18 protein-coding genes and 4 tRNA genes are annotated in these 20,341 nt (G+C 68.0%); 15 read left to right on the forward strand and 7 right to left on the reverse strand.

Features of this window, described 5'->3' with window-relative positions:
- Positions 1-742: polyprenyl synthetase family protein (locus tag ACVBEQ_RS26215; RefSeq protein ID WP_447156547.1), on the forward strand; the 742-nt coding region annotated here is incomplete at its 5' end.
- 126 nt (positions 743-868) lie between these two features.
- Here ACVBEQ_RS26215 and ACVBEQ_RS26220 read toward each other — a convergent pair.
- Entirely contained in the window at positions 869-1,831 is a 963-nt protein-coding gene (locus ACVBEQ_RS26220; RefSeq protein WP_447156548.1) for an acyl-ACP desaturase, read from the reverse strand.
- Between the two features lie 542 nt (positions 1,832-2,373).
- Between ACVBEQ_RS26220 and ACVBEQ_RS26225 the strand changes: the two genes are divergently transcribed.
- Positions 2,374-3,243 (forward strand): aldo/keto reductase, encoded by an 870-nt coding sequence (locus ACVBEQ_RS26225; RefSeq protein ID WP_447156549.1) that lies wholly within the window; start codon positions 2,374-2,376, stop codon positions 3,241-3,243.
- A gap of 270 nt (positions 3,244-3,513) precedes the next feature.
- Here the strand turns inward: ACVBEQ_RS26225 and aceB are convergent, their stop codons facing one another.
- Together aceB and aceA are read right to left on the reverse strand one after the other, a co-directional pair.
- Positions 3,514-5,211: a malate synthase A gene (aceB, locus tag ACVBEQ_RS26230; protein ID WP_447156550.1), complete on the reverse strand. Its 1,698-nt coding sequence runs from the start codon at positions 5,209-5,211 to the stop codon at positions 3,514-3,516.
- 209 nt (positions 5,212-5,420) lie between these two features.
- Positions 5,421-6,746 carry an isocitrate lyase gene (gene aceA, locus ACVBEQ_RS26235; RefSeq protein ID WP_447156551.1) on the reverse strand — a complete coding sequence of 442 codons (1,326 nt, stop codon included), beginning with the start codon at positions 6,744-6,746 and terminating at the stop codon, positions 5,421-5,423.
- A gap of 137 nt (positions 6,747-6,883) precedes the next feature.
- On the opposite strand from aceA, the gene ACVBEQ_RS26240 reads away from it, so the two are divergent.
- On the forward strand, positions 6,884-8,578 hold the full coding sequence (locus ACVBEQ_RS26240) for a helix-turn-helix domain-containing protein (RefSeq protein WP_447156552.1): 1,695 nt from the start codon (positions 6,884-6,886) through the stop codon (positions 8,576-8,578).
- Here the strand turns inward: ACVBEQ_RS26240 and rarD are convergent.
- Together rarD and ACVBEQ_RS26250 are read right to left on the reverse strand one after the other, a co-directional pair.
- Positions 8,547-9,464, reverse strand: coding sequence for an EamA family transporter RarD (gene rarD / locus ACVBEQ_RS26245; RefSeq protein ID WP_447156553.1), 918 nt, complete (start codon positions 9,462-9,464; stop codon positions 8,547-8,549). The two genes, ACVBEQ_RS26240 and rarD, sit on opposite strands and share 32 nt — an antisense overlap.
- Before the next feature lie 33 nt (positions 9,465-9,497).
- The gene (locus ACVBEQ_RS26250; RefSeq protein ID WP_447156554.1) at positions 9,498-9,989 is read right to left on the reverse strand and encodes a YajQ family cyclic di-GMP-binding protein; all 492 of its coding nucleotides are present in this window, start codon (positions 9,987-9,989) and stop codon (positions 9,498-9,500) included.
- A gap of 274 nt (positions 9,990-10,263) precedes the next feature.
- On the opposite strand from ACVBEQ_RS26250, the gene ACVBEQ_RS26255 reads away from it, so the two are divergent.
- Positions 10,264-10,345: transfer RNA gene (locus ACVBEQ_RS26255), tRNA-Tyr, on the forward strand.
- A 48-nt stretch (positions 10,346-10,393) separates the two neighbouring features.
- Here the strand turns inward: ACVBEQ_RS26255 and ACVBEQ_RS26260 are convergent.
- Positions 10,394-10,729, reverse strand: a complete 336-nt coding sequence (locus tag ACVBEQ_RS26260) for a hypothetical protein (RefSeq protein ID WP_447156555.1) — start codon at positions 10,727-10,729, stop codon at positions 10,394-10,396.
- 487 nt (positions 10,730-11,216) lie between these two features.
- Here ACVBEQ_RS26260 and ACVBEQ_RS26265 point away from each other — a divergent pair, with 487 nt between their 5' ends.
- The 6 genes from ACVBEQ_RS26265 (at position 11,217) to ACVBEQ_RS26290 (ending at position 15,352) form a co-directional block, all read left to right on the forward strand.
- Positions 11,217-13,817 carry a putative bifunctional diguanylate cyclase/phosphodiesterase gene (locus ACVBEQ_RS26265; RefSeq protein ID WP_447156556.1) on the forward strand — a complete coding sequence of 867 codons (2,601 nt, stop codon included), beginning with the start codon at positions 11,217-11,219 and terminating at the stop codon, positions 13,815-13,817.
- Positions 13,818-13,960: 143 nt separating this feature from the next.
- Positions 13,961-14,033, forward strand: a tRNA-Thr gene (locus ACVBEQ_RS26270).
- Between the two features lie 73 nt (positions 14,034-14,106).
- A tRNA-Met gene (locus ACVBEQ_RS26275) sits at positions 14,107-14,179 on the forward strand.
- Positions 14,180-14,276: 97 nt separating this feature from the next.
- Positions 14,277-14,441 carry a 50S ribosomal protein L33 gene (gene rpmG / locus ACVBEQ_RS26280; protein ID WP_447156557.1) on the forward strand — a complete coding sequence of 55 codons (165 nt, stop codon included), beginning with the start codon at positions 14,277-14,279 and terminating at the stop codon, positions 14,439-14,441.
- A gap of 12 nt (positions 14,442-14,453) precedes the next feature.
- Entirely contained in the window at positions 14,454-14,900 is a 447-nt protein-coding gene (locus tag ACVBEQ_RS26285) for an FAS1-like dehydratase domain-containing protein (RefSeq protein WP_447156558.1), read from the forward strand.
- Positions 14,897-15,352 carry a MaoC/PaaZ C-terminal domain-containing protein gene (locus ACVBEQ_RS26290; RefSeq protein WP_447156559.1) on the forward strand — a complete coding sequence of 152 codons (456 nt, stop codon included), beginning with the start codon at positions 14,897-14,899 and terminating at the stop codon, positions 15,350-15,352. Before ACVBEQ_RS26285 ends, ACVBEQ_RS26290 begins: the two co-directional genes overlap by 4 nt.
- 110 nt (positions 15,353-15,462) lie before the next feature.
- On the opposite strand, the gene ACVBEQ_RS26295 is transcribed toward ACVBEQ_RS26290, so the two are convergent.
- Positions 15,463-16,731, reverse strand: coding sequence for a pyridoxal phosphate-dependent aminotransferase (locus tag ACVBEQ_RS26295; RefSeq protein WP_447156560.1), 1,269 nt, complete (start codon positions 16,729-16,731; stop codon positions 15,463-15,465).
- A gap of 248 nt (positions 16,732-16,979) precedes the next feature.
- On the opposite strand from ACVBEQ_RS26295, the gene ACVBEQ_RS26300 reads away from it, so the two are divergent.
- The 5 genes from ACVBEQ_RS26300 to rplA all read left to right on the forward strand — a co-directional run bounded on the left by ACVBEQ_RS26300 (position 16,980) and on the right by rplA (position 20,256).
- A tRNA-Trp gene (locus ACVBEQ_RS26300) sits at positions 16,980-17,052 on the forward strand.
- A gap of 68 nt (positions 17,053-17,120) precedes the next feature.
- Positions 17,121-17,666 carry a preprotein translocase subunit SecE gene (gene secE / locus ACVBEQ_RS26305; protein WP_447156561.1) on the forward strand — a complete coding sequence of 182 codons (546 nt, stop codon included), beginning with the start codon at positions 17,121-17,123 and terminating at the stop codon, positions 17,664-17,666.
- Positions 17,667-17,800: 134 nt separating this feature from the next.
- A complete protein-coding gene (gene nusG / locus ACVBEQ_RS26310) occupies positions 17,801-18,715 on the forward strand; it encodes a transcription termination/antitermination protein NusG (protein ID WP_447156562.1) in 915 nt (304 codons plus the stop codon).
- A 98-nt stretch (positions 18,716-18,813) separates the two neighbouring features.
- Positions 18,814-19,248 (forward strand): 50S ribosomal protein L11, encoded by a 435-nt coding sequence (gene rplK / locus ACVBEQ_RS26315; RefSeq protein ID WP_447156563.1) that lies wholly within the window; start codon positions 18,814-18,816, stop codon positions 19,246-19,248.
- Between the two features lie 294 nt (positions 19,249-19,542).
- Positions 19,543-20,256, forward strand: coding sequence for a 50S ribosomal protein L1 (gene rplA / locus ACVBEQ_RS26320; protein WP_447156564.1), 714 nt, complete (start codon positions 19,543-19,545; stop codon positions 20,254-20,256).
- The last annotated feature ends 85 nt before the right edge of the window (positions 20,257-20,341 follow it).

A 20,341-nucleotide genomic window follows, 5' to 3' on the forward strand; every position in this document is an offset into this window, starting at 1 on the left:
CGAGTTGATCCACCTCGCGACGCTGTACCACGACGACGTCATGGACGAGGCGGACCTGCGCCGTGGGGCCAAGTCAGCGAACGCCCGGTGGGACAACTCCATCGCGATCCTGACCGGTGACTTCCTCTTCGCGCACGCCTCCCGGCTGGTCGCCGGGCTGGGCCCGGATGCCGTTCGGATCATTGCCGAGACGTTCGCCGAGCTGGTGACGGGGCAGACCAGGGAAACCGTCGGTGCGCCCCCCGGCGAAGACGCGATCACCCATCACCTGCGTGTGCTGGACGAGAAGACGGCCGCGTTGATCGACACCTGTGCCCGGTACGCCGGGATGTTCTCGGGGGCCCGCGAGGATCAGACGGCGGCACTGCGCCGGTACGGCCGGGCCGTCGGCATGGCCTTCCAGATCTCCGACGACATCATCGACATCTCGTCCACCGACTCCGGCAAGACCCCCGGCACCGACCTGCGGGAGGGCGTTCGCACGCTTCCCGTGCTGTACACCCTCGCGGATCCCACCTCCGATCCGCGGCTGCGGGCACTGGTGTCCGGACCGATCGCGTCCGAAGGCGACCTGCACGAGGCGGTCGAGCTGCTCAGCTGCTCACCCGGAATGCGCGCGGCACAGGCCACCCTGACGAAGTACGCCGAGTCGGCGCAGAGCGAACTCGAGCTGCTGCCCGAGTCCAGCGCGCGGGACGCGATGTCCTCGCTGGTGCGGTTCGTGATGGCTCGCACGAGGTAGTTCTCCCCGCCCTACCGGCAGACGCGCCGTGCGCGTGCAGCCCGTCGCACCCGGCAGGCCCGCCCCGAGCGGCGCTCATGCGGTGGGGCGGGATCGGGAGCGGGTGGTGGCCCACTCCCGATCCGCTCACTTGGCGCCGCGTGCCGCCTGCCGCTCGCGCAGCCGCTCCCGCTGCTCGACGAACCTGGTCGCCTGGGCGTCCAGGTTGACGAGGAAGTCGGACAGTTCGGTCCTGGCCTGCTCACCGGCGGGGCCGAAGTCGCGGTCGAAGATCTTCCAGAACTTCAGCACCGGCTGGATCACCGCGTCGTGATGAAGCCGCAGGTCGTAGATGCCTGCTTTGGCGATGGTCGCCGAGTTCCGCTGGAAATCCGTCATCCCGGCACCGGGCATCGTGAAACCGACGACCTCGTCCCGGATGGCCGACATCGTCTCGTCCGGGGCGCGATCGAGCGCCGCCTGGACCAGGTTGCGGTAGAAGATCATGTGCAGGTTCTCGTCCTGCGCGATCCGGCCCAGCAACTGCTCCGCGATGGGGCAGCCGGTGGCCGCACCGGTGTTGCGGTGCGAGACCCGGGTGGCAAGTTCCTGGAACGAGACGTAGGCGACGGCCTGCAGGGCGGACTTCTCGCCGGAGTCGTACCCGGCGGTCATGTGCTCCATCCGGAGTGCTTCGAGCTTCACCGGGTCGACGCCCCTGGTCACCACGAGGTAGTCGCGCAGCGCGATCCCGTGCCGGCCCTCTTCCGCGGTCCACCGGCCGACCCATTCGCCCCAGGCGCCGTCCCGGCTGAAGCGGGTGGCGATCTCGCGGTGGTAGGAGGGCAGGTTGTCCTCGGTCAGCAGGTTGACGACCATCGCGGTCTTGGCGACCGGATCCAGCGGTGAGTCCTCGGGCACCCAGTCCTCGCCGCCGAGGAACGCGAAGTCCCGGCCGCGGCTCCACGGGATGTAGTCGTGGGGCTGCCAGTCCTTGGCGATGGCCATGTGCCGGTTGAGGTTTTCCTCGACGACGGGCTGCAGTTCGTGCAGCAGCCTGGTCTGGAAGCCTTCGGCGCCGGTCGGGATCCGCTCCGCGGACGCACTCATGCGGCGGCTCCCGTGCCGGTGGCGCCGGCCGGCGAACCGTTGGCCGACCGTGCTGCGGGACGTGTATCGGGGGAGGTAACCATAGGGTCTCCGTGTCGGTTAGGGGGTGTCGGTAAGGGCGGTGTTGGTAAGGGTGGACTAACTATGTGATTGCAAGGGTAGTGGAGTTGAGTTCCCCGGTAGTCGGCGAGTGACGCTGATCGTGAGGGGCCCAACAGGATCGATCCTGTGCTGCGAAGAGCGAAAAGGCCACCGGGAACATGTTCCCAGTGGCCTTCGCGACGATCGCCTGCCAGTGCGCCTCTCGGCGAGTGGTCGTTCGAAACGACAATATTTGTTGGGGCCCGGGGCATGTCCAGGCGACCGTCGACAGGTGTAACGGCACCCCTGCCGCGGATGTTCCCGGATCTGCCCGCGAACGGAACTGCCCCCGATCGGACCTGCTTCCGATCGGAATGCATCCCGGCCGCGCCCGGTTGGGGGAGGTGTGGGCCGAAACCATGGCCCTAAATCAACAGCAGGCCTGATCTACAGGAGGCAGCGTGCAGACACGCACAATTGGCGATCGCAAGGTCAGTGCCATCGGGCTCGGCGGCATGCCGATGTCCATCGAGGGTCGGCCGGACCGCGAGCGGTCCATCGCCACCATCCACGCGGCGCTCGACGCCGGCGTCACCCTGATCGACACCGCGGACGCGTACCACATCCACGCCGACGAGGTCGGCCACAACGAATCGCTGATCGCGGAGGCGCTGTCGAGCTACGGTGCCGATACGTCCGAGGTCCTGGTGGCCACCAAGGGCGGCCATCTGCGCCCCGGTGACGGCAGCTGGACCACCGACGGATCACCCGAGTACCTGAAGCGGGCGGCCGAGGAGTCGTTGCGGCGGCTGGGCGTCGAGGCCATCGGGCTGTACCAGTTCCACCGTCCCGACCCCTCGACCCCGTATGCCGACTCGATCGGCGCGATCCGCGACCTGCTCGACGAGGGCAAGATCCGCATGGCGGGTATCTCCAATGCCAACCCGGAGCAGATCCGGTTGGCGAACGACATCCTCGGCGGCCGATTGGTCTCCGTGCAGAACCAGTTCTCGCCGGCCTTCCGGTCGAGCGAGCCGGAACTGCGGCTGAGCGAGGAGCTGGGGATCGCGTTCCTGCCCTGGAGCCCGCTCGGCGGGATCCGCAGCGCCGGCAAGCTCGGCGACAGTCACACACCGTTCCAGCAGCTGGCCGACGAGCTCGGTGTCAGCCCGCAGCGGCTGACGCTGGCCTGGATGCTGTCCCGGTCACCGGTGATCATCCCGATCCCGGGCGCGAGCCGACCCGAGAGCGTGCGCGACTCCGCGGCGGCGGCCGACCTGCAGCTGACCGCCGAGCAGGTTGCGACGCTGGACGCGGCAGGCGCCCAGTAGTAGACGGCCCGGCAGTAAATGGCGCGGCGGGCAGTAAGTGGCGCGGCAGGACTTGGCCCGGCAGGACTTGGCCCGCCAGTACTTGGCCCGGCAGAACTTGACCCAGTAGGAACGGCCCAGCTGTACCTGGCACAGCAGTAATCCGCACGGGAGTCAGCGGCACCCGGGCAACGTGCCAACAGTTTGACCCGGCACAACGGCAACGGCCCCTGGGCGATCAGCTGATCGCCCAGGGGCCGTTGTCCGTCCACCCACTCCCCACCCGGGAGGTCAGACGCGCTGGCGGGAATCCTCGTCGCGTGGAACGCGCTCGGACATCCGCAGGTCCTCTGGCTTGATCGGTCCGTGCAGCTGCAGGGGCCGGTCGATCAGGTACCGGACGTAGGCGTACGGCGTGAAGAACCCGGGCAGTTCGTCACCCATGGCGGCCTCGACGAACACGTCGGCCGCCTCGCGCACATGCCGGCGACCGCGGTCGTCGGTGGCCAGCTCGAGCAGCCGGTCGACCTCGTGGTCGACGAGCTCGTGCACCAGTTTCGGGGTGACGACCAGGCCCTCGGCGAGCTTGGTCTTGTGGTGCAGCCACTGCCAGACCTGGGTGCGGGAGATCTCGACGGTGGCGGCGTCCTCCATCAGGTTGTCGATGGTGACCGCGCCCTGCTCGCTCACCCAGGCCGTCAGGTACTGCAGCGCGACGGCGATGTTGGTGCCGAGGCCGGCGAGGGTGACGGTGCCCGGGGTGCGGCCGGCGGCGATGAGGTCGTCGGCGGTGACCTTGACGTCCGGACGCTGCTTGTCCAGCTGGTTCGGCCGGTCGCCGAGCACCTCGTTGAACGCCGTGATGCAGGTCGGGACCAGGCCCGGATGGGCGACCCAGGAGCCGTCGAAGCCGTCAGCGGCCTCCCGTTCCTTGTCCGCCTTGACCTTCGCCAGCGCCTGCTCGGTGACCTTCGGGTCCGCCTTGTTCGGCACGAAGGCGGCCATCCCGCCGATCGCGTGGGCACCCCGACGGTGGCAGGTGGCCACCATCAGTTCGGTGTACGCGCGCATGAACGGCGTCGTCATCGAGATCTGCGAGCGGTCCGGCAGCACGTACTCGTCACCGCGGTGCGCGAAGGTCTTGATGTAGCTGAAGATGTAGTCCCAGCGGCCGGCGTTCAGTCCCGATGAGTGATCGCGCAGCTCGTAGAGGATCTCCTCCATCTCGAACGCTGCCGGCAGGGTCTCGATCAGCACGGTGGCGCGGATGGTGCCCTGCGGGATGCCGAGAAGTGCCTGGGCCTGGACGAAGACGTCGTTCCAGAGCCGTGCTTCCAGGTGCGATTCCAGCTTGGGCAGGTAGAAGTACGGGCCGACGCCGTTGTCGATGAGCTTCTGGGCGTTGTGGAAGAAGAATAGCCCGAAGTCCACCAGCGCGGCGGGCAGCGGCCGCCCGTGAACGCTGAGGTGCTTCTCGCAGAGCCGCCAGCCGCGGGGCCGGACGACGATCGTCGGGGTGACCTCGCCGACCTTGTATTCCTTGCCGTCCTCGGACGTGAACTCCAGTTGGCCGCGGATCGCGTCGTACAGGTTGATCTGGCCGCCGATGACGTTCGACCAGCTCGGCGCGGTGGCGTCCTCGAAGTCGGCCATCCACACCTTGGCGCCGGAGTTCAGCGCGTTGATGGTCATCTTCGGGGTCGGCGGGCCGGTGATCTCACAGCGGCGGTCGACCAGGCCGGGCGCCGGCGGCGCGACCTTCCAGCCGGTGTCGCTGCGGATCTTCGCCGTGCTCTCCAGGAAATCGACGGGCTCACCGGCGGAGATGCGCTTGCCGCGCTCGCGTCGGGCCTGCAGCAGTTCGGCGCGGCGGCCGGAATGGGCGCCGTCGAGCTTGGCGATGAAGGCCAGCGCTTCGGGGGTCAGGATCTCGTCGAAGCGGGGGTGCATCGAGCCTTTGATCTTCGGCAGCTTCGGTGGGTCGAACATGGGATGCCTCCTGGGACAGCGACATTGCTGCTGGTGCTGCGGGTGGGTGGTGGTGCTGCAGTGCGGTGGTGCTGCAGTGCGGTGGTGCTGCAGTGCGGTGTTGCCGCGGTGCGGTGGAACGCCGGTTGCCCGCCCGAGATACGGACGGAGCCGGTGGGGGAGACCCGGTGGGCGGGCGGTCACCCGCCCACCGGATCAGCCGCCGACGATCAGTGGAACTGCTCTTCCTCGGTGGAGCCGACCAGTGCGAGCGTCCCGCTCTCCGGGTTGAGCGCAGTGGCGACCTTGTCGAAGTAGCCGGTGCCGACCTCGGCCTGGTGCTTGACGGCGGTGTAGCCGGCGACCTCGTCGGCGAACTCGGCCTCCTGCAACTCGACGTAGGCGGTCATGCCCTTCTGGGCGTAGCCCTGCGCCAGGTGGAACATCGAGTGGTTCAGCGCGTGGAAGCCGGCCAGGGTGATGAACTGGTACGCGTACCCGAGATCGCCGAGTTCGTCCTGGAAGGTGGCGATCTCCGCATCGGAGAGCGCCGACTTCCAGTTGAACGACGGAGAGCAGTTGTACGCCAACTTCTTTCCGGGGAATTCCTTGTGCAGCTCGGTGGCGAACTCACGGGCGAGGCCGAGGTCCGGTGTGCCGGTCTCGACCCAGATGAGGTCGCAGTACGGCGCGTAGGCCTTCGCCCTGGCGAGCACCGGCTCGATGCCGCTGCGTACCCGGTAGAAGCCCTCTGCGGTCCGCTCCCCGGTCAGGAACGGCTGGTCGATCTCGTCGACGTCACTGGTCAGCAGGTCGGCGGCGAGCGCGTCGGTGCGGGCGATGACGAGCGTCGGCACGTTCGAGATGTCCGCGGCCAACCGGGCGGCGTTCAGCGTGCGGACGTGCTGGCTGGTCGGGATGAGCACCTTGCCGCCCATGTGGCCGCACTTCTTCTCCGATGCGAGCTGGTCCTCCCAGTGCACACCCGCCGCGCCCGAGGCGATCATCGACTTCATCAGCTCGAAAGCGTTGAGCGGGCCGCCGAAACCGGCTTCCGCATCGGCGACGATCGGCACCAGGTAATCGGTTCCGGTCTTGCCGGTGGAGTGGTCGATCTGGTCTGCACGGAGCAGGGCGTTGTTGATCCGGCGGACGACGGCGGGCACCGAGTTCGCCGGGTACAGGCTCTGGTCGGGGTAGGTCTGGCCCGCGAGGTTCGCGTCGGCCGCGACCTGCCAGCCGGACAGGTAGATCGATTCGAGCCCGCCGCGCACCATCTGCACGGCCTGGTTGCCGGTCAGCGCGCCGAGTGCGCGGGTGAACTTCTTGGTCTGCAACGCATTCCACAGCCGCTCGGCACCGCGTCGGGCCAGCGTGAACTCCTCCTGCACGGTGCCGCGCAGCCGCAGCACATCCTCGGCGGAGTAGCTGCGCTCGATGCCCGACCAGCGCGAGTCGTCTGCCCACTCCTGCCGGAGCAGGGCCGCCTGGTCCGACGTCCGCGATTGCGAACGGGCCTTGCTGGCAGTGGTGGTGGGTTCCAACGTGGCGGTCATCGTTGGCCGTCCTTTCCGTGACTGGAGTGGTTACTGCACCGAATTAGCTGGCGTTCAGCTAACTGTGTGTTCAAGAACGGCGTTACTCAACGCCCCCGTACCGTGAAGAAACGCAGTTCTTGCATTATCGTGGAGCAATGACCGATACCGCCTCTGCAAGGGGCCTAAAGGCGCCCTCACGGCTGCGTGAGTTGCATCACCCGGCGCCGCCCGCAACGGGACAGCCCTCCCCACAGCGGGTGTCGGGTCGGCGCAACGGCACCACGACCGCGGCCCCGTCCTCCCCGGCGGCCGTGAAGAAAACGCGTCCCGTCACCGGGCCGCCGCCACGCGGCGAGGTCGCCGGGACGGGCCTGCGCCCGCCGGCGGCGCACCTCGCCCCGCTGGAGACCGACACGACCGCGGCGCCGGACCCGCTGACCATCGGCCGGCGGTTGCGGCATCTGCGCAAGGCGTCCGGCCGGACGCTGTCCGAGGTGGCCGCGGCCGCCGGGATCAGCCCGTCGGCACTGTCGCTGGTGGAGAACGGCAAGCGGGAGGCGAAAATCTCGCTGCTGACCTCGCTCGCCGCCGCACTCGGCAGCAGCCTGGGAGAACTGTTGACCCTCGCGGCGCCGAGCCGGCGGGCGGCGCTGGAGATCGAACTGGAGAAGGCTCAGCGCACCGACACCTTCAAGGCGCTCGGCATCCCGGTCGTCCGGCCCGGCCCGCGGCTGCAGACCGAGGCGCTGGAGTCGCTGGTGGGCCTGCACCGCGCGATGGCGACCATGCAGGCCGAGCGGGCGGCGACGCCTGAGCAGGCGAGGCGGGCGAACGCGGAGCTCCGCGAGCGGATGCGCCTGCAGGGCAATTACTTCGGCGACATCGAGAAGGTCACCGCCGACCTGCTGACGGCGACCAAGTACGCGGGCGGACCGATCACCCGGACGGTGGTGGACCGGCTGGCCGCCCACCTCGGGTTCCGGCTCGTGCACACCACCGACCTGCCCGAGTCCACCCGGACCGTCACCGATCTGGCGAACCGGGTGGTGTACCTGCCGCAGCCCGACGCGGGCCAGCACGATTCGCGGTCGCTCGCGTTACAGGCCCTTGGCCATGTCGTGCTGGGTCATGCTGTGCCGCAGGACTATTCGGAGTTCCTCGAGCAACGGGTGGAGATCAACTACTTCGCCGCGTCACTGCTGATCCCCGAACGTGGCGCGCTGACCCTGCTCCGGCATGCCAAGGCGGCCAAGGACATTGCGATCGAGGACCTGCGGGACGCCTACGCGGTGTCCTACGAGACGGCCGCCCACCGCTTCACCAACCTGGCGACCCGGCACCTGGACCTGCCGGTGCACTTCATGCGGATCTCGTCGTCGGGCGTCATCTACAAGGCGTACGAGAACGACGGCGTGCACTTCCCGACCGATGCCACCGGCGCCATCGAGGGCCAGCGGGTCTGCCGATACTGGACGGCCAGGGTGGTGTTCGACCGGCCCGATCTGTCGTCGGCCTACCAGCAGTACACGGACACCGCGTCGGGCACCTACTGGTGCACCGCGGTTGTCGACCGGACGCCGTCCGGGGTGTTCTCGGTCAGCGTCGGGGTGCCGTATGCGGACGTGAAGTGGATGCGCGGCAGGGAGACGTCCGAGCGCTCGAAGTCGCGGTGCCCCGACCCGGCGTGCTGCTCGCTGCCGCCGGTCGAGCTGGCCGAGCGCTGGCGGGACAGTGCCTGGCCGTCCGCTCGCGTGCATTCGCACCTGCTGGCCGCGATGCCGCCGGGGGTCTTCCCCGGCGTCGACCAGACCGATGTGCTCACCTTTCTCGAGCGGCACTCGATGGGCTGACGGTCTCCGCCGCCTTGGCCGTCCTGCTGTTCCGCGCACCGCGCAGGGCGTCGAACGACAGCACCGCAAGGGCCGCCCAGACCAGGGTGAAGCCGATCCAGCGGTACGGCGGCATCGCCTCGTGGAACCACAGCACGCCGAGCAGGAACTGCGCCATCGGCGTCAGGTACTGCAGCAGGCCGAGCACGGACAACGGCAGCGCCTGCGCGGCGACGGCGAACGCCAACAGCGGCACGCAGGTGACGACGCCCGAACTGGCGAGCAGCAGCACGTGCCCGGCGCCGTTGCCGGTGAGGCTCGACGCGCCGTGGAACTGCAGGTAGGTCAGGTAGCCGAGCGCCGGGAGGGCCAGGATCATGCCCTCCGCCGTCAATGACGCGGTCGGCTTCAACGGGATCACCTTCTTCACCAGCCCGTAGCAGGCGAAGGAGGCGGCCAGGCTCAGCGCGATCCACGGCACCGTCCCGCCCGCCACCGCCAGCACGCCGACGGCCACCGTGCCGAGTGCGACGGCCGCCCACTGGGCGACGTGCAGTCGCTCATGGAAGATCAGCACCCCCATCAGGACGCTGACCAGCGGGTTGATGAAGTAGCCGAGGGCCGCCTCGACGACCGCCCCGTTGTTCACCGCCCAGATGTAGATGCCCCAGTTGATCGCGATCAGCACCGCACCGGCCAACACCAGCACCCACACCCGGGGTGGGGTGTCCCTGATGGCACGCCAGCCGCGGACGACGGTCAGCACGATGGCCGCCACCAGCAGCGACCACACCATTCGGTGCGCGAGGATCTCCAGCGAGCCGGCCGGTTGCAGCAGCGGGAAGTACAGCGGGAACAGGCCCCAGATCAGGTAGGCGGTGGCGCCAAAGGTCAATCCCCGGCGCACTGCTGGCCTCTGAAGTCGGTGCTGACGGGGGGCCTACCGGTAGTTGGTGAACTGCAGCGCGATGTCCACGTCCGACTCCTTGAGCATCGCGATCACCGCCTGCAGGTCGTCGCGCTTCTTGCCGGACACCCGCAGCTGGTCGCCCTGGATCTGCGCCTGCACGCCCTTGATACCGGACTCCTTGATCTTCTTGGCAATCGCCTTGGCCTTGTCCGAGGCAATGCCCTGGATCAGCTTCCCGGTCACCTTGTACGTCTTGCCCGACGCTGCAGGCTCGCCGATCTCGAAGGCGCGCAACGAGATTCCTCGTTTGATCAACTTGTCCTTGAAGACGTCGATGGCCGCGACGCAGCGTTCCTCGGTGCTGGAGGTGATCGTGATGCCGTCCTCACCGGCCCAGACGATGGTGGTGTCCGTCCCGCGGAAGTCGAACCGCTGGGACAACTCCTTCGCCGCCTGGTTCAGGGCGTTGTCCGCCTCCTGGTGCTCGACCTTGCTGACGATGTCGAACGAGGGGTCTGCCACTGCTGCCTCCTTGCAAATCGTGAAATCGGACTTCACTGAATCGTCGGGACGGCGCACCGTCCATCGACAGTGTCGAGCTTCGCACGATGACGGATGGGCCGGTTCGGCGGCCGTCGGAAGGCTTCAAAGATGGCGTCAGGACGCTGTCGGGAGGCTGTCGGAGAGCAGTCGGCGGGCTCGCCGGAGGGTCCTCGCGCACCGATTCGGCGCTGGCCCTGTGGCCTTGTAGGCTGTGCGGGCCCGGGAGTGCGACACGTCGTTCGCCGGGTTGTACGGCAGGTTGCCCGAGTGGCCAAAGGGAGCTGACTGTAAATCAGCCGGCATTGCCTACGGGGGTTCGAATCCCTCACCTGCCACACCGATGACGATCAGCGGGTTCCCTCTGCGGGGACCCGCTGTTCGCGTCAGAGGACCCGGGTCGCCTGTTTGACGATGCGGACGGCCTCGAGTTGCGCGAGGGCGATCGCCTCGGCCTCGTCCGCCGTCCACCAGTGAATGTCGTCCAGGTCCGTGGTGTTGGCGGTTTCGACCTCGACCCGCGGCGGCTCGCCGGGGAACTGCTGCACCGAGACCAGGATGGCGTCACCGTCCCGATGGGCGGTGCGGACACCGGTGCCGTCGACCAAGGGGATCGTGGCGATCAGTGCGACACACTCGTCGCCGGCGCCGAGCAGTTCGTGGTCGGTGCACCACGGCCGGTCCAGCGGGCAGCTGACTCTGGTCCTTTCCTGTGGGTCCATGTGCTGGCTCCCTTCGAAGGCGGACGTGGACTCGCCGGCGCCGACCGGCATAACCGGAACGGCGCGTTGGTCAGCTGTCGGCGGTCATCGATGTCGTGGTGATCGATGAGGTGGTCAATCGATACGGTGGTCGTACAGCGGTGTTCATCGGTGCGGTGCTGCTGATCCGAAGGTAGGTACGGTCCGAGCCGCCGCCCAGTGACCAAAGTCCCGACTTAGCTGCCTCCGATGCGCGTCGCTGTGCACGATTCGGGATGAAAGGTATGAACAGGCCGAACATGCGACGGACCGTTGCGTGCAGCGGCGGCTCGGAGTGACCGGCGGCGTCCGGTCACCCTGCGTGCGGGACATTGAGCGCTAAGGGCGTCTCATTTCGTGCCTCCTGGGGCTACGCTCCGTAGACGATGACGCGCCGTCAAGGCGCGCAGCGTGATAACGGGTGCACAGTGCGCCCGAATGCCGTTCCATCGAGCGAGAAGGCTTCCCATTGACGGTCCAGCTGGTTGAGGCCGAGAAGCCGCGACGCAAATTCACGGGCAATCAGGTCTTTCCTGTCGTCGCCGCGCTGATGTTCGCGCTGGCGGCGGCGTTGTGGTGGCCGGCGCTGAAGATCGGGTTGTCGGTGCAGGAGGGCACTCCGGCACTGTTGGTCATCGGGTCGATCGTGCTGCTGGCCGCCTTCCTGGCGGGCGAGCTTTTCCCGCTGCAGATCGAGGTGCGCCGCGAGACGCTGCTGGTCACCGGCTCGGAACTGCCGATGGTCGTGGGCCTGCTGGTGCTGCCGGCCTGGACGGTGGGTGTCACGCACATCGCGGCCGGTGCGCTGGTCTTCCTGATGCGCCGGGACAGCCTGCGCAACATCACCGTCAATCTGTCCTTCATCGCCGTGGAGACCGGCGCGGCCGCGCTGGTCATGCTGCTGGTCACGGACGGAGAGACCGCCCGGAAGGGCTTGCAGTACCTGGGGGTGTCGCTCGGTGTGCTGGCCGGTGCGCTGCTGTCCGCGGTGGCTGTCGGCCTGACCTATCGGCTCCTCGGCCCGGCAGAGCCGTTGGCCAGGGTGGTCGGCCGCTCGATGCTGTCCGCTGCGGCCATCGTCACCTTCGCACTCGTCGGCTACACCGTCTGGACCGCCGGGACCGATGACGACGAGTTCTACGGACCGGTCGTCTGCATCGCGATGGCCGCCGTGCTGGCAGTTCTCTACCGGACCTATTTCCTGTTCCTGCGCCAGCATGCGGACCTCACAAGGATGTACAGCTTCGGCCGGCAGGTCACCAGGGTCACCTCGTCCACCGACGACTGGCGCGGTGTCCTGGAACAGGTCAGGGACCAGCTCAACGCCGAGGTCGCGGTCCTGCGGCTGAACGACGGTGACAACGAGGCCCGCACGCTCGCCCTCGGACCGGACGGAGTGCTCGACGAGCCGGCCGTCAGCGAGGACGACCCGCTGCTGGCGACCGCGCGGACGACCGGTCGGGCACGCGCATCGACCGACCGCAGTCCGAGCCCGGCAGTGTTGAATGCCCTGCTGGAGCGCAAGGCCTGGGATGTGCTGGTGGTCCCGCTGCGCTCCGGCGACCGCGATCGCGGCTATCTCGAGGTCCGCGACCGGTTGAGCCGGTGGGGCCGGTTCCGGGACCAGGACCTGCAGCTGCTGGAAACCCTCAGCGGCCATGTGGCGACCGCGCTGGACAACCTACGGCTGCTGGAGACCCTGCGGCACGAGGCGTACCACGATGCGATCACCGGCCTGCGCAACCGGCAGGGCCTGAACGTCGAGGGGCAGGCGGCGATCAGCCAGGGCTGGGGCAGCGCCATCGTGCTGGTCGAGCTCGACGTCCTTTCCCAGGTCAACAACGCCCTCGGGCACGACCGCGGCGAGCGGCTGCTGAAGATGGCCGGCGAGCGGCTGCTCGCCCTCGTCGGTGATTCGCGTCCGGTCGCGAGGATCGAGGCCGACCGGTTCGCCGTGCTGGTGAACGCGATGCCCGAAGCCGAGCTGATGGCGCTGGGGCATCAGATCCTGGCGGCCGTCGGCAGGGGGTATTCGCTCGACGGGATCGAGGTCGACCCGCAGCCGAGTGTCGGCATCGCGTTCGTGGACGCCGCCCCGGTGCTCGGCACGGTCGAGGGTGCCGACCCCGCGCTCGACGGCGCGATCGATCCCAGCACGCTGCTGCAGCGCGCCGAGATGGCGATGCTGGCCGCGAAGGCCAAGCAGGAGTCGCTGCAGATGTACCGGCCGAGCATGGGGGAGGTCTACCGGCGCCGCTTCCAGCTGGTCACCCAGTTCCGGCAGGCCGTCGAGCAGGGCCGGATCATCGTCCACTACCAACCCAAGATCGACCTGCAGAAGCGTCAGCTGGTCGGCGTCGAAGCCCTCGTCCGCTGGATGCACCCTGAGTTCGGGCTGGTCTCGCCGGTCGAGTTCGTCGAGGCCATCGAGGCGACCGGTTCGATCGACATCCTGCTCGGGCATGTGCTCGACCTGGTGCTGCGCCAGCTGCGGGACTGGTCGTCACAGGGCATCCGGATCACCGCCGCGGTGAACCTGTCCGTCCGCAACCTGCTCGGTGACGACTTCTCGCAGATGGTGGCCGACGCGCTGGTCCGGCACGAGGTGCCTGCGGAGTTGTTGACCTTCGAGATCACCGAGTCCAGCGTGATGGCGGACCCGGAGCACTCACTGCCGATCCTGCAGGAGCTGCACTCGATGGGGATCGGCCTGTCCGTCGACGACTTCGGCACCGGGTACTCGTCACTGGCCTACCTGCGGCGGTTGCCCATCGACGAGATCAAGATCGACAAGTCGTTCGTCCTGGGCATGGGGACCGATCTGTCCGACCTGGCCATCGTCAGGGCGATCGTCGATCTGGGTCACTCGCTGAGCCTGCGGGTGGTGGCCGAGGGCGTCGAGGAAGAAGCGGCACGCGATGCGCTCCGGGAGATGCACTGCGACCAGGCCCAGGGCTACCTGATCGCCCGGCCGATGGCGCTGGACAAGTTCGATGCCTGGATCCAGGCCCGCACCGTGAGCATCTACGACCCGTCATCGACGACGCATGTGCTGCGGATGATGAGCTGACGGCCCGGACCGCCCCGCGGTCGTGGCGTCACAGTGCTCGTTTTCGTGGTTCCGGTGCGCTGGGGTAGAGTTGCCCAGGCTGTCAGCGGGCGGATTCGGCCGGGTCCGGAACCATGTGCCTGCTGTCGGCGTCAGCGGTACAGGCCCCTTTAGCTCAGTCGGCAGAGCGTCTCCATGGTAAGGAGAAGGTCTACGGTTCGATTCCGTAAAGGGGCTCGGACGGCGGCGGGCGGCGGGTGGAATAGAGCCGCCGGCATGGTCGTTGGCCTTCACGGGTTTGGGCCCGCAAGGCGGTGTAGCTCAGCTGGCAGAGCAAGCGGCTCATAATCGCTGTGTCGCCGGTTCAAGTCCGGCCACCGCTACCCAGTAGCACCAACCGCCTCCGGGCGGTCGACCGATGCGGACGGCGAACACCAGCCGACCGTCCGAGCACCTGCAAATGAGAAAGAGGCAGCTACCGTGGCCGCCACAGATGTCCGCCCCAAGATCACCTTGGCGTGCGAGGAGTGCAAGCACCGCAACTACATCACCCGCAAGAACCGGCGCAACGACCCGGATCGGCTGGAGATCAAGAAGTTCTGCCCGAACTGCAAGTGCCACCGCAAGCACAAGGAAACCCGCTAACCGCCGCCGGGTATGGCACTGAATCACGAGTTCGTCGGTAAGGCCTTCCCGTACGACGAGGCGTTCTGCGTCGGGGTCGAGAAGATCCGTGAGTTCGCGCGCGCCATCGGCGACGACAACCCGCTGTACAGCGATCGGGAGGCCGCGCGCCACGCCGGCTACCCCGACGTCGTGGCGCCGCCGACCTTCGCCATCGCGGTCATCATGAAGGCTCAGGACAAGTTGCTGTTCGACCCTGCCCTCGGCCTCGACTTCGATGTCGTCGTGCACGGCAACCAGCGCTTCATCCACCACCGGCCGATCGTCGCCGGCGATGAACTGACCTCCACGCCGTACGTCGACCAGGTCCGGGTGATGGCGGGTAATGACGTCGTCACCCTGCGCACCGAGGTCACCGACGCCGACGGCAACCCGGTGTGCACCGCACTCGGCACCCTGGTCGCGAGGGGCACGGCATGACGCGCGCCGCTGCTACCCGGCCCGCTGTGGCGCCGACGTTCTCGAGCGTCGCCGTCGGCGACGAACTGCCGCCCCTGACGTACCGCGTGACCCGTAAGCAACTCGTCCAGTACGCGGGTGCGGCGGGCGATTTCAACGCCATCCACTGGAACCAGCGGGTGGCCGTCGAGGTCGGCCTGCCGGACGTCATCGCGCACGGCATGTTCACCATGGCCTCTGCAGGTCGCATCGTCACCGACTGGATCGGCGACCCCGGCAAGGTCCGCGAGTACGAGGTGCGGTTCACCCGCCCGGTCGTGGTCTCGGACGACGACCTGGGCGCCGAGGTCGAGCTGACCGCTGTCGTCGGTGCGCTGGACGCCGACGCGCGGACAGCCCGGATCGACATCACCGCGAAGTTCAACGGCCAGACCGTGCTGGGCAAGGCGCGGATGCTGGTCGCGCTCGACTGAACGGGGCCTCTGAAATGAGCCTCGGCCGCTGACATGAGCCGCGGCCACTGAACCGAACCGCCGCCGCCGAACCGAGGCGCGGTGTTCGGCCAGGTCCGGCAGGGTCCGGCTCAGTCCGTTGCGGTGGCCAGGAATTCCGCCATCCGGGTGACCCCGGTGACCAGGTCGTCGTCACCCAGCGCGTAGGACAGTCGAAAGTACCCCGGCGTGCCGAACGCCTCGCCCGGCACCACCGCCACCTCCGCCTTCTCGAGGATCAGCGTGGCCAGCTCGCCGGAGGACTGTGGGCGGACGCCGTCGAAGGACTTGCCGATGAGTCCGGTCACCGACGGGTACGCGTAGAACGCCCCGAGCGGCTCGGGGCAGCTGACGCCGGGGATGGCGTCGAGCAGTTCGACGATGCGATGACGCCGCCGGTCGAAGGCCGACCGCATCTCGGCGACAGCATCCAGCGACCCGGTGACCGCGGTCAGCGCCGCCTGCTGGGCGACGTTGCAGACGTTCGAGGTCAGGTGCGACTGGAGGTTGGCCGCGGCCTTGATGACGTCCTTCGGGCCGATCATCCAGCCCACCCGCCAGCCCGTCATCGCGTAGGTCTTCGCCACGCCGTTCACCACGATGCAGCGGTCCGCGATTTCCGGTGCCACCACCGGCATCGACACGTGCTGGGCGTCGCCGTAGACGAGATGCTCGTAGATCTCGTCGGTGACCACCCAGATGCCCTTCTCGGCCGCCCACCGGCCGATGGCGGCGACCTGCTCCGGCGGGTACACCGCGCCGGTCGGGTTGGACGGCGAGCAGAACAGCAGCACTTTGGTGTGCGGGGTCAGCGCGGCCTCGAGTTGGTCGATGCTGACCAGGTAACCGGCCTCCTCGGTCGCGACGACGGGGATGCTGACGCCGCCGGCGAGGGCGATCGCCTCCGGATAGGTGGTCCAGTACGGCGCCGGCAGCAACACCTCGTCACCGGGATCGAGCAGGGTGGCGAAGGCCTGGTAGACGGCCTGCTTGCCGCCGTTCGTGATCAGCACCTGGTCGGGGGTGACCTCGTAACCCGAGTCGCGCAGCGTCTTCTCGGCAACCGCCTTGCGCAGTGCGGGCAGCCCCGCCGCCGGGCTGTAGCGGTGGTTTGCCGGGACCCGGCAGGCTACGACGGCGGCCTCGACGATGTAGTCGGGCGTCGGGAAGTCGGGCTCGCCGGCGCCGAAGCCGATGACGGGCCGGCCGGCGGCCTTGAGTGCCTTCGCCTTCGCGTCGACCGCCAGCGTCGCGGACTCGGCGATGCCGCCGATCCGGACCGAGATCCTCCGCTGCTGGCTGGCGTCGACGGGTGCCTGGCTGAAGTCGGCGACGGTGCCGTCCGGTGCGTTGATGCTCATGGCTTCATCGTGGCACGCAGCGCTCGTTCCGGAACGGCGGGTGGCGCTTCGCCGGCCCGGATGGCGCCCCGGATGCTGTCCGGATGCTGTACGCGGCGAGTTCGTCGGTGGGGGCCCTGGTGGCTTACACTGGTCGTTCTGGGGTGTGCTGTCGCTTGCCCGTGTGTCGGGTGAAGTGGGCACATCCCGGATTTGCGAGAGGGGTTCCTCTGGCCAACGTTGCCGGCTCGCCGGCCACTCGCGGCCAAAGGGGCGTAGCTCAACTGGCAGAGCAGCGGTCTCCAAAACCGCAGGTTGCAGGTTCAAGTCCTGTCGCCCCTGCAGTACACCGAACAGAAGGCGGTCACCGGTACCGGCGGCCGGCCACGAGGACGTGAGGACGTAAACGAGTGAGCAACGATCGCGACGGGGTGACGGACGATGGGCAGGAGCCTGTCGTCGGTTCTCCGTCGGACGAGGCCGCTGACGGATCGGACGCGGTCGTCGGCGACCGGCAGAAGCAGGCGCGGACCGCACCAGGGGCGTCCGACGACGTGACACCGGCCGGCGACACCGACTCCGGCGCGGACAGTGATCTCGGCAGTGATCTGGTGGCCGGTTCCGGTTCCACCCCGGCGGGCTCCAGCCCGGTGACCGCAGGGTCGGCGCGGGCGGCTGCTCGGCGTTCGGCTGCGCGGGCCGGCGTCTCGGAGGCCAAGGGGGCGGCAACGCCCAAGCGAGCGACCGCCACCGCGGTGAAGCGGCCGAATATCTTCGCCCGTTTCTCCCGGTTCCTGCGGGAAGTGGTGGCCGAACTCCGCAAGGTGATCTGGCCGACCAAGAACCAGATGGTCACGTACACCATCGTGGTCATCGCCTTCCTGGTCTTCATGGTCGCCCTGGTGGGCGTCCTGGATCTGCTGTTCGCGAAGGGTGTGCTGGCGGTCTTCGGCTGACGTCGCACGACAGGACCGCCACCCGCGAGGCCGCCACCCCGATGACAGCCTCGACAAACAAGGACAACGGTCCGGCGCAGCACCGGCCGGAACCGAACACAAGAGCAAGACAGCACCAGGAAGCGAGTACAACCGTGTCGAGCCATGTCGATACCCCGGATTCCTCCCCGGAGGAGGAACCGCTGAGCAACCTCGTCCTCACCGACGGCCAGGAGACCACCATCGTCACCGCCCCCGGTGCCGGCGAGGAGTCCGATCCGTCCGTCGAGCACGACACGGAAGCCGAGGCGGCCGCGATCGACGAGGCGATCGAGTCGGTCGCCGAGGCAGTGGCCGATGATGCCGCGGTCGCGGACGACGCGGCCGCTGTCGGGGATGACGCTGTTGCCGACGATGCCACCACTGGCGAGGCCACCACCGGCGAGGCCACCGCCGACGAGGCCGAGGTCGACCCGACCGAGGAACTGCGGTCGGCGCTCAAGCGCGCGGCCGGTGACTGGTACGTCGTGCACTCCTACGCCGGCTACGAGAACAAGGTCAAGACCAACCTCGAGACCCGGATCAAGTCGCTCGACATGGAGGAATACATCTTCCAGATCGAGGTCCCGACCGAAGAGGTCACCGAGATCAAGAACGGCCAGCGCAAGCAGGTGCAGCGCAAGGTCTACCCGGGTTACATCCTGGTCCGAATGGACCTCACCGACGGCTCCTGGAGCGCGGTGCGGAACACCCCGGGCGTCACCGGGTTCGTCGGCGCCACCGCCCAGCGGCCGTCGGCACTCTCCATCGACGAGGTCGTGAAGATCCTGACCCCGGCGGCTCCGCGCAAGTCGGCCGTTGCCACCACCCCCGGTGGCGCCGCACCGACCCGCACCGAGGTCGATTTCTCGGTCGGCGAGTCGGTCACCGTCATGGACGGGCCGTTCGCGACCCTGCCCGCGACGATCAACGAGGTCAACGCCGACGCCCAGAAGCTCAAGGTGCTGGTGTCGATCTTCGGTCGCGAGACGCCCGTCGAGCTCTCGTTCACCCAGGTCGCCAAGATCTGACCCGACCTCCGGCCTGATCACTGTGAACAGGCCGGATCGAAAACCCGCCCGGTTACCTGACTGCCCGGGTCCGCTCCAAGAGGAAAGAAGCAAGGGAAATGCCCCCGAAGAAGAAGAAGCTTGCGGCCATCGTCAAGCTGCAGATCAAGGCCGGCATGGCCAACCCGGCACCGCCCGTCGGTCCGGCGCTCGGCCAGCACGGCGTCAACATCATGGAGTTCTGCAAGGCCTACAACGCCGCGACCGAGTCGCAGCGCGGCGACGTCGTGCCGGTGGAGATCTCCATCTACGAAGACCGCACGTTCGATTTCAAGCTGAAGACGCCGCCGGCCGCCCGGCTGCTGCTGAAGGCTGCAGGCGTGGAGAAGGGGTCCGGCACGCCGCACACGACCAAGGTCGCGTCGGTGTCCACCGCCCAGCTCCGCGAGATCGCGACCCTCAAGCAGGTCGACCTCAACGCGAACGACATCGACGCCGCGGCGAAGATCATCGCCGGCACCGCCCGGTCGATGGGAATCACCGTCACCGACTGACGGTTTTACCGATGAGTTCGCCTCCCGGTTTCCGGGTGACCGCGGACCTAGCCCCCGTCAGTCGTTGATCATGACGAAACTCGCACGAATCCGGTGTGACACGCCGGTTGGAGCGCGAGGATTGCCATGATCAACAACGCGGACGCCCGAGCGCACCAGGGCAAGGGCAGCTGAACAGAGCAGCACAAGCAGTACCAGCACCACGTGGGAGGGCCGAGCGCGGCCCGCGGCAACCACGACCTCCGCCCGGAGCCGCCAGACGCCGCTCCGGCACAACGATCCAGGAGACACAAGATGAAGCGCAGCAAGGCTTATCGGCAGGCCGCCGAACTGGTCGACCGCGAACGGCTCTACTCGCCGCTCGAGGCCGCCGAACTGGCCAAGAAGACGTCCCCGAGCAAGATGGACGCCACCGTCGAGGTCGCCATGCGACTCGGCGTCGACCCCCGCAAGGCCGACCAGATGGTCCGCGGCACCGTGAACCTGCCGCACGGCACCGGCAAGACCGCCCGGGTCATCGTGTTCGCCGTCGGCGACAAGGCCACCGAGGCCGAAGCGGCCGGCGCTGACGCGGTCGGCTCCGACGACCTGATCGCCCGCATCCAGGGCGGCTGGCTCGACTTCGACGCCGCGATCGCCACCCCCGACCAGATGGCCAAGGTCGGGCGCATCGCCCGCATCCTCGGGCCGCGTGGCCTGATGCCGAACCCGAAGACCGGCACCGTCACCCCCGATGTCACCAAGGCCGTCACCGACATCAAGGGCGGCAAGATCAACTACCGGGTCGACAAGGCCGCGAACCTGCACATGGTGATCGGCAAGGTCTCGTTCCCGACCGAGAAGCTGGTGGAGAACTACGCCGCCGCCCTCGACGAGGTCCTGCGCGCCAAGCCGTCCGCCGCCAAGGGTCGCTACCTGAAGAAGGTTGCCTTCGCCACGACGATGGGCCCGGGGATCCTGGTCGATCCCGCCCGCACCCGCAACCTGCTGGAGACCGAAGAGGTCTGACCCACCCACTCCCCCCCCTTTTTCCGTCACCAAAAAAAAAAAAAAAAAAAAAAAAAAAAAAAAAAAAAAAAAAAAAAAAAAAAAA

It is taken from the genome of Nakamurella sp. GG22, assembly GCF_052976845.2.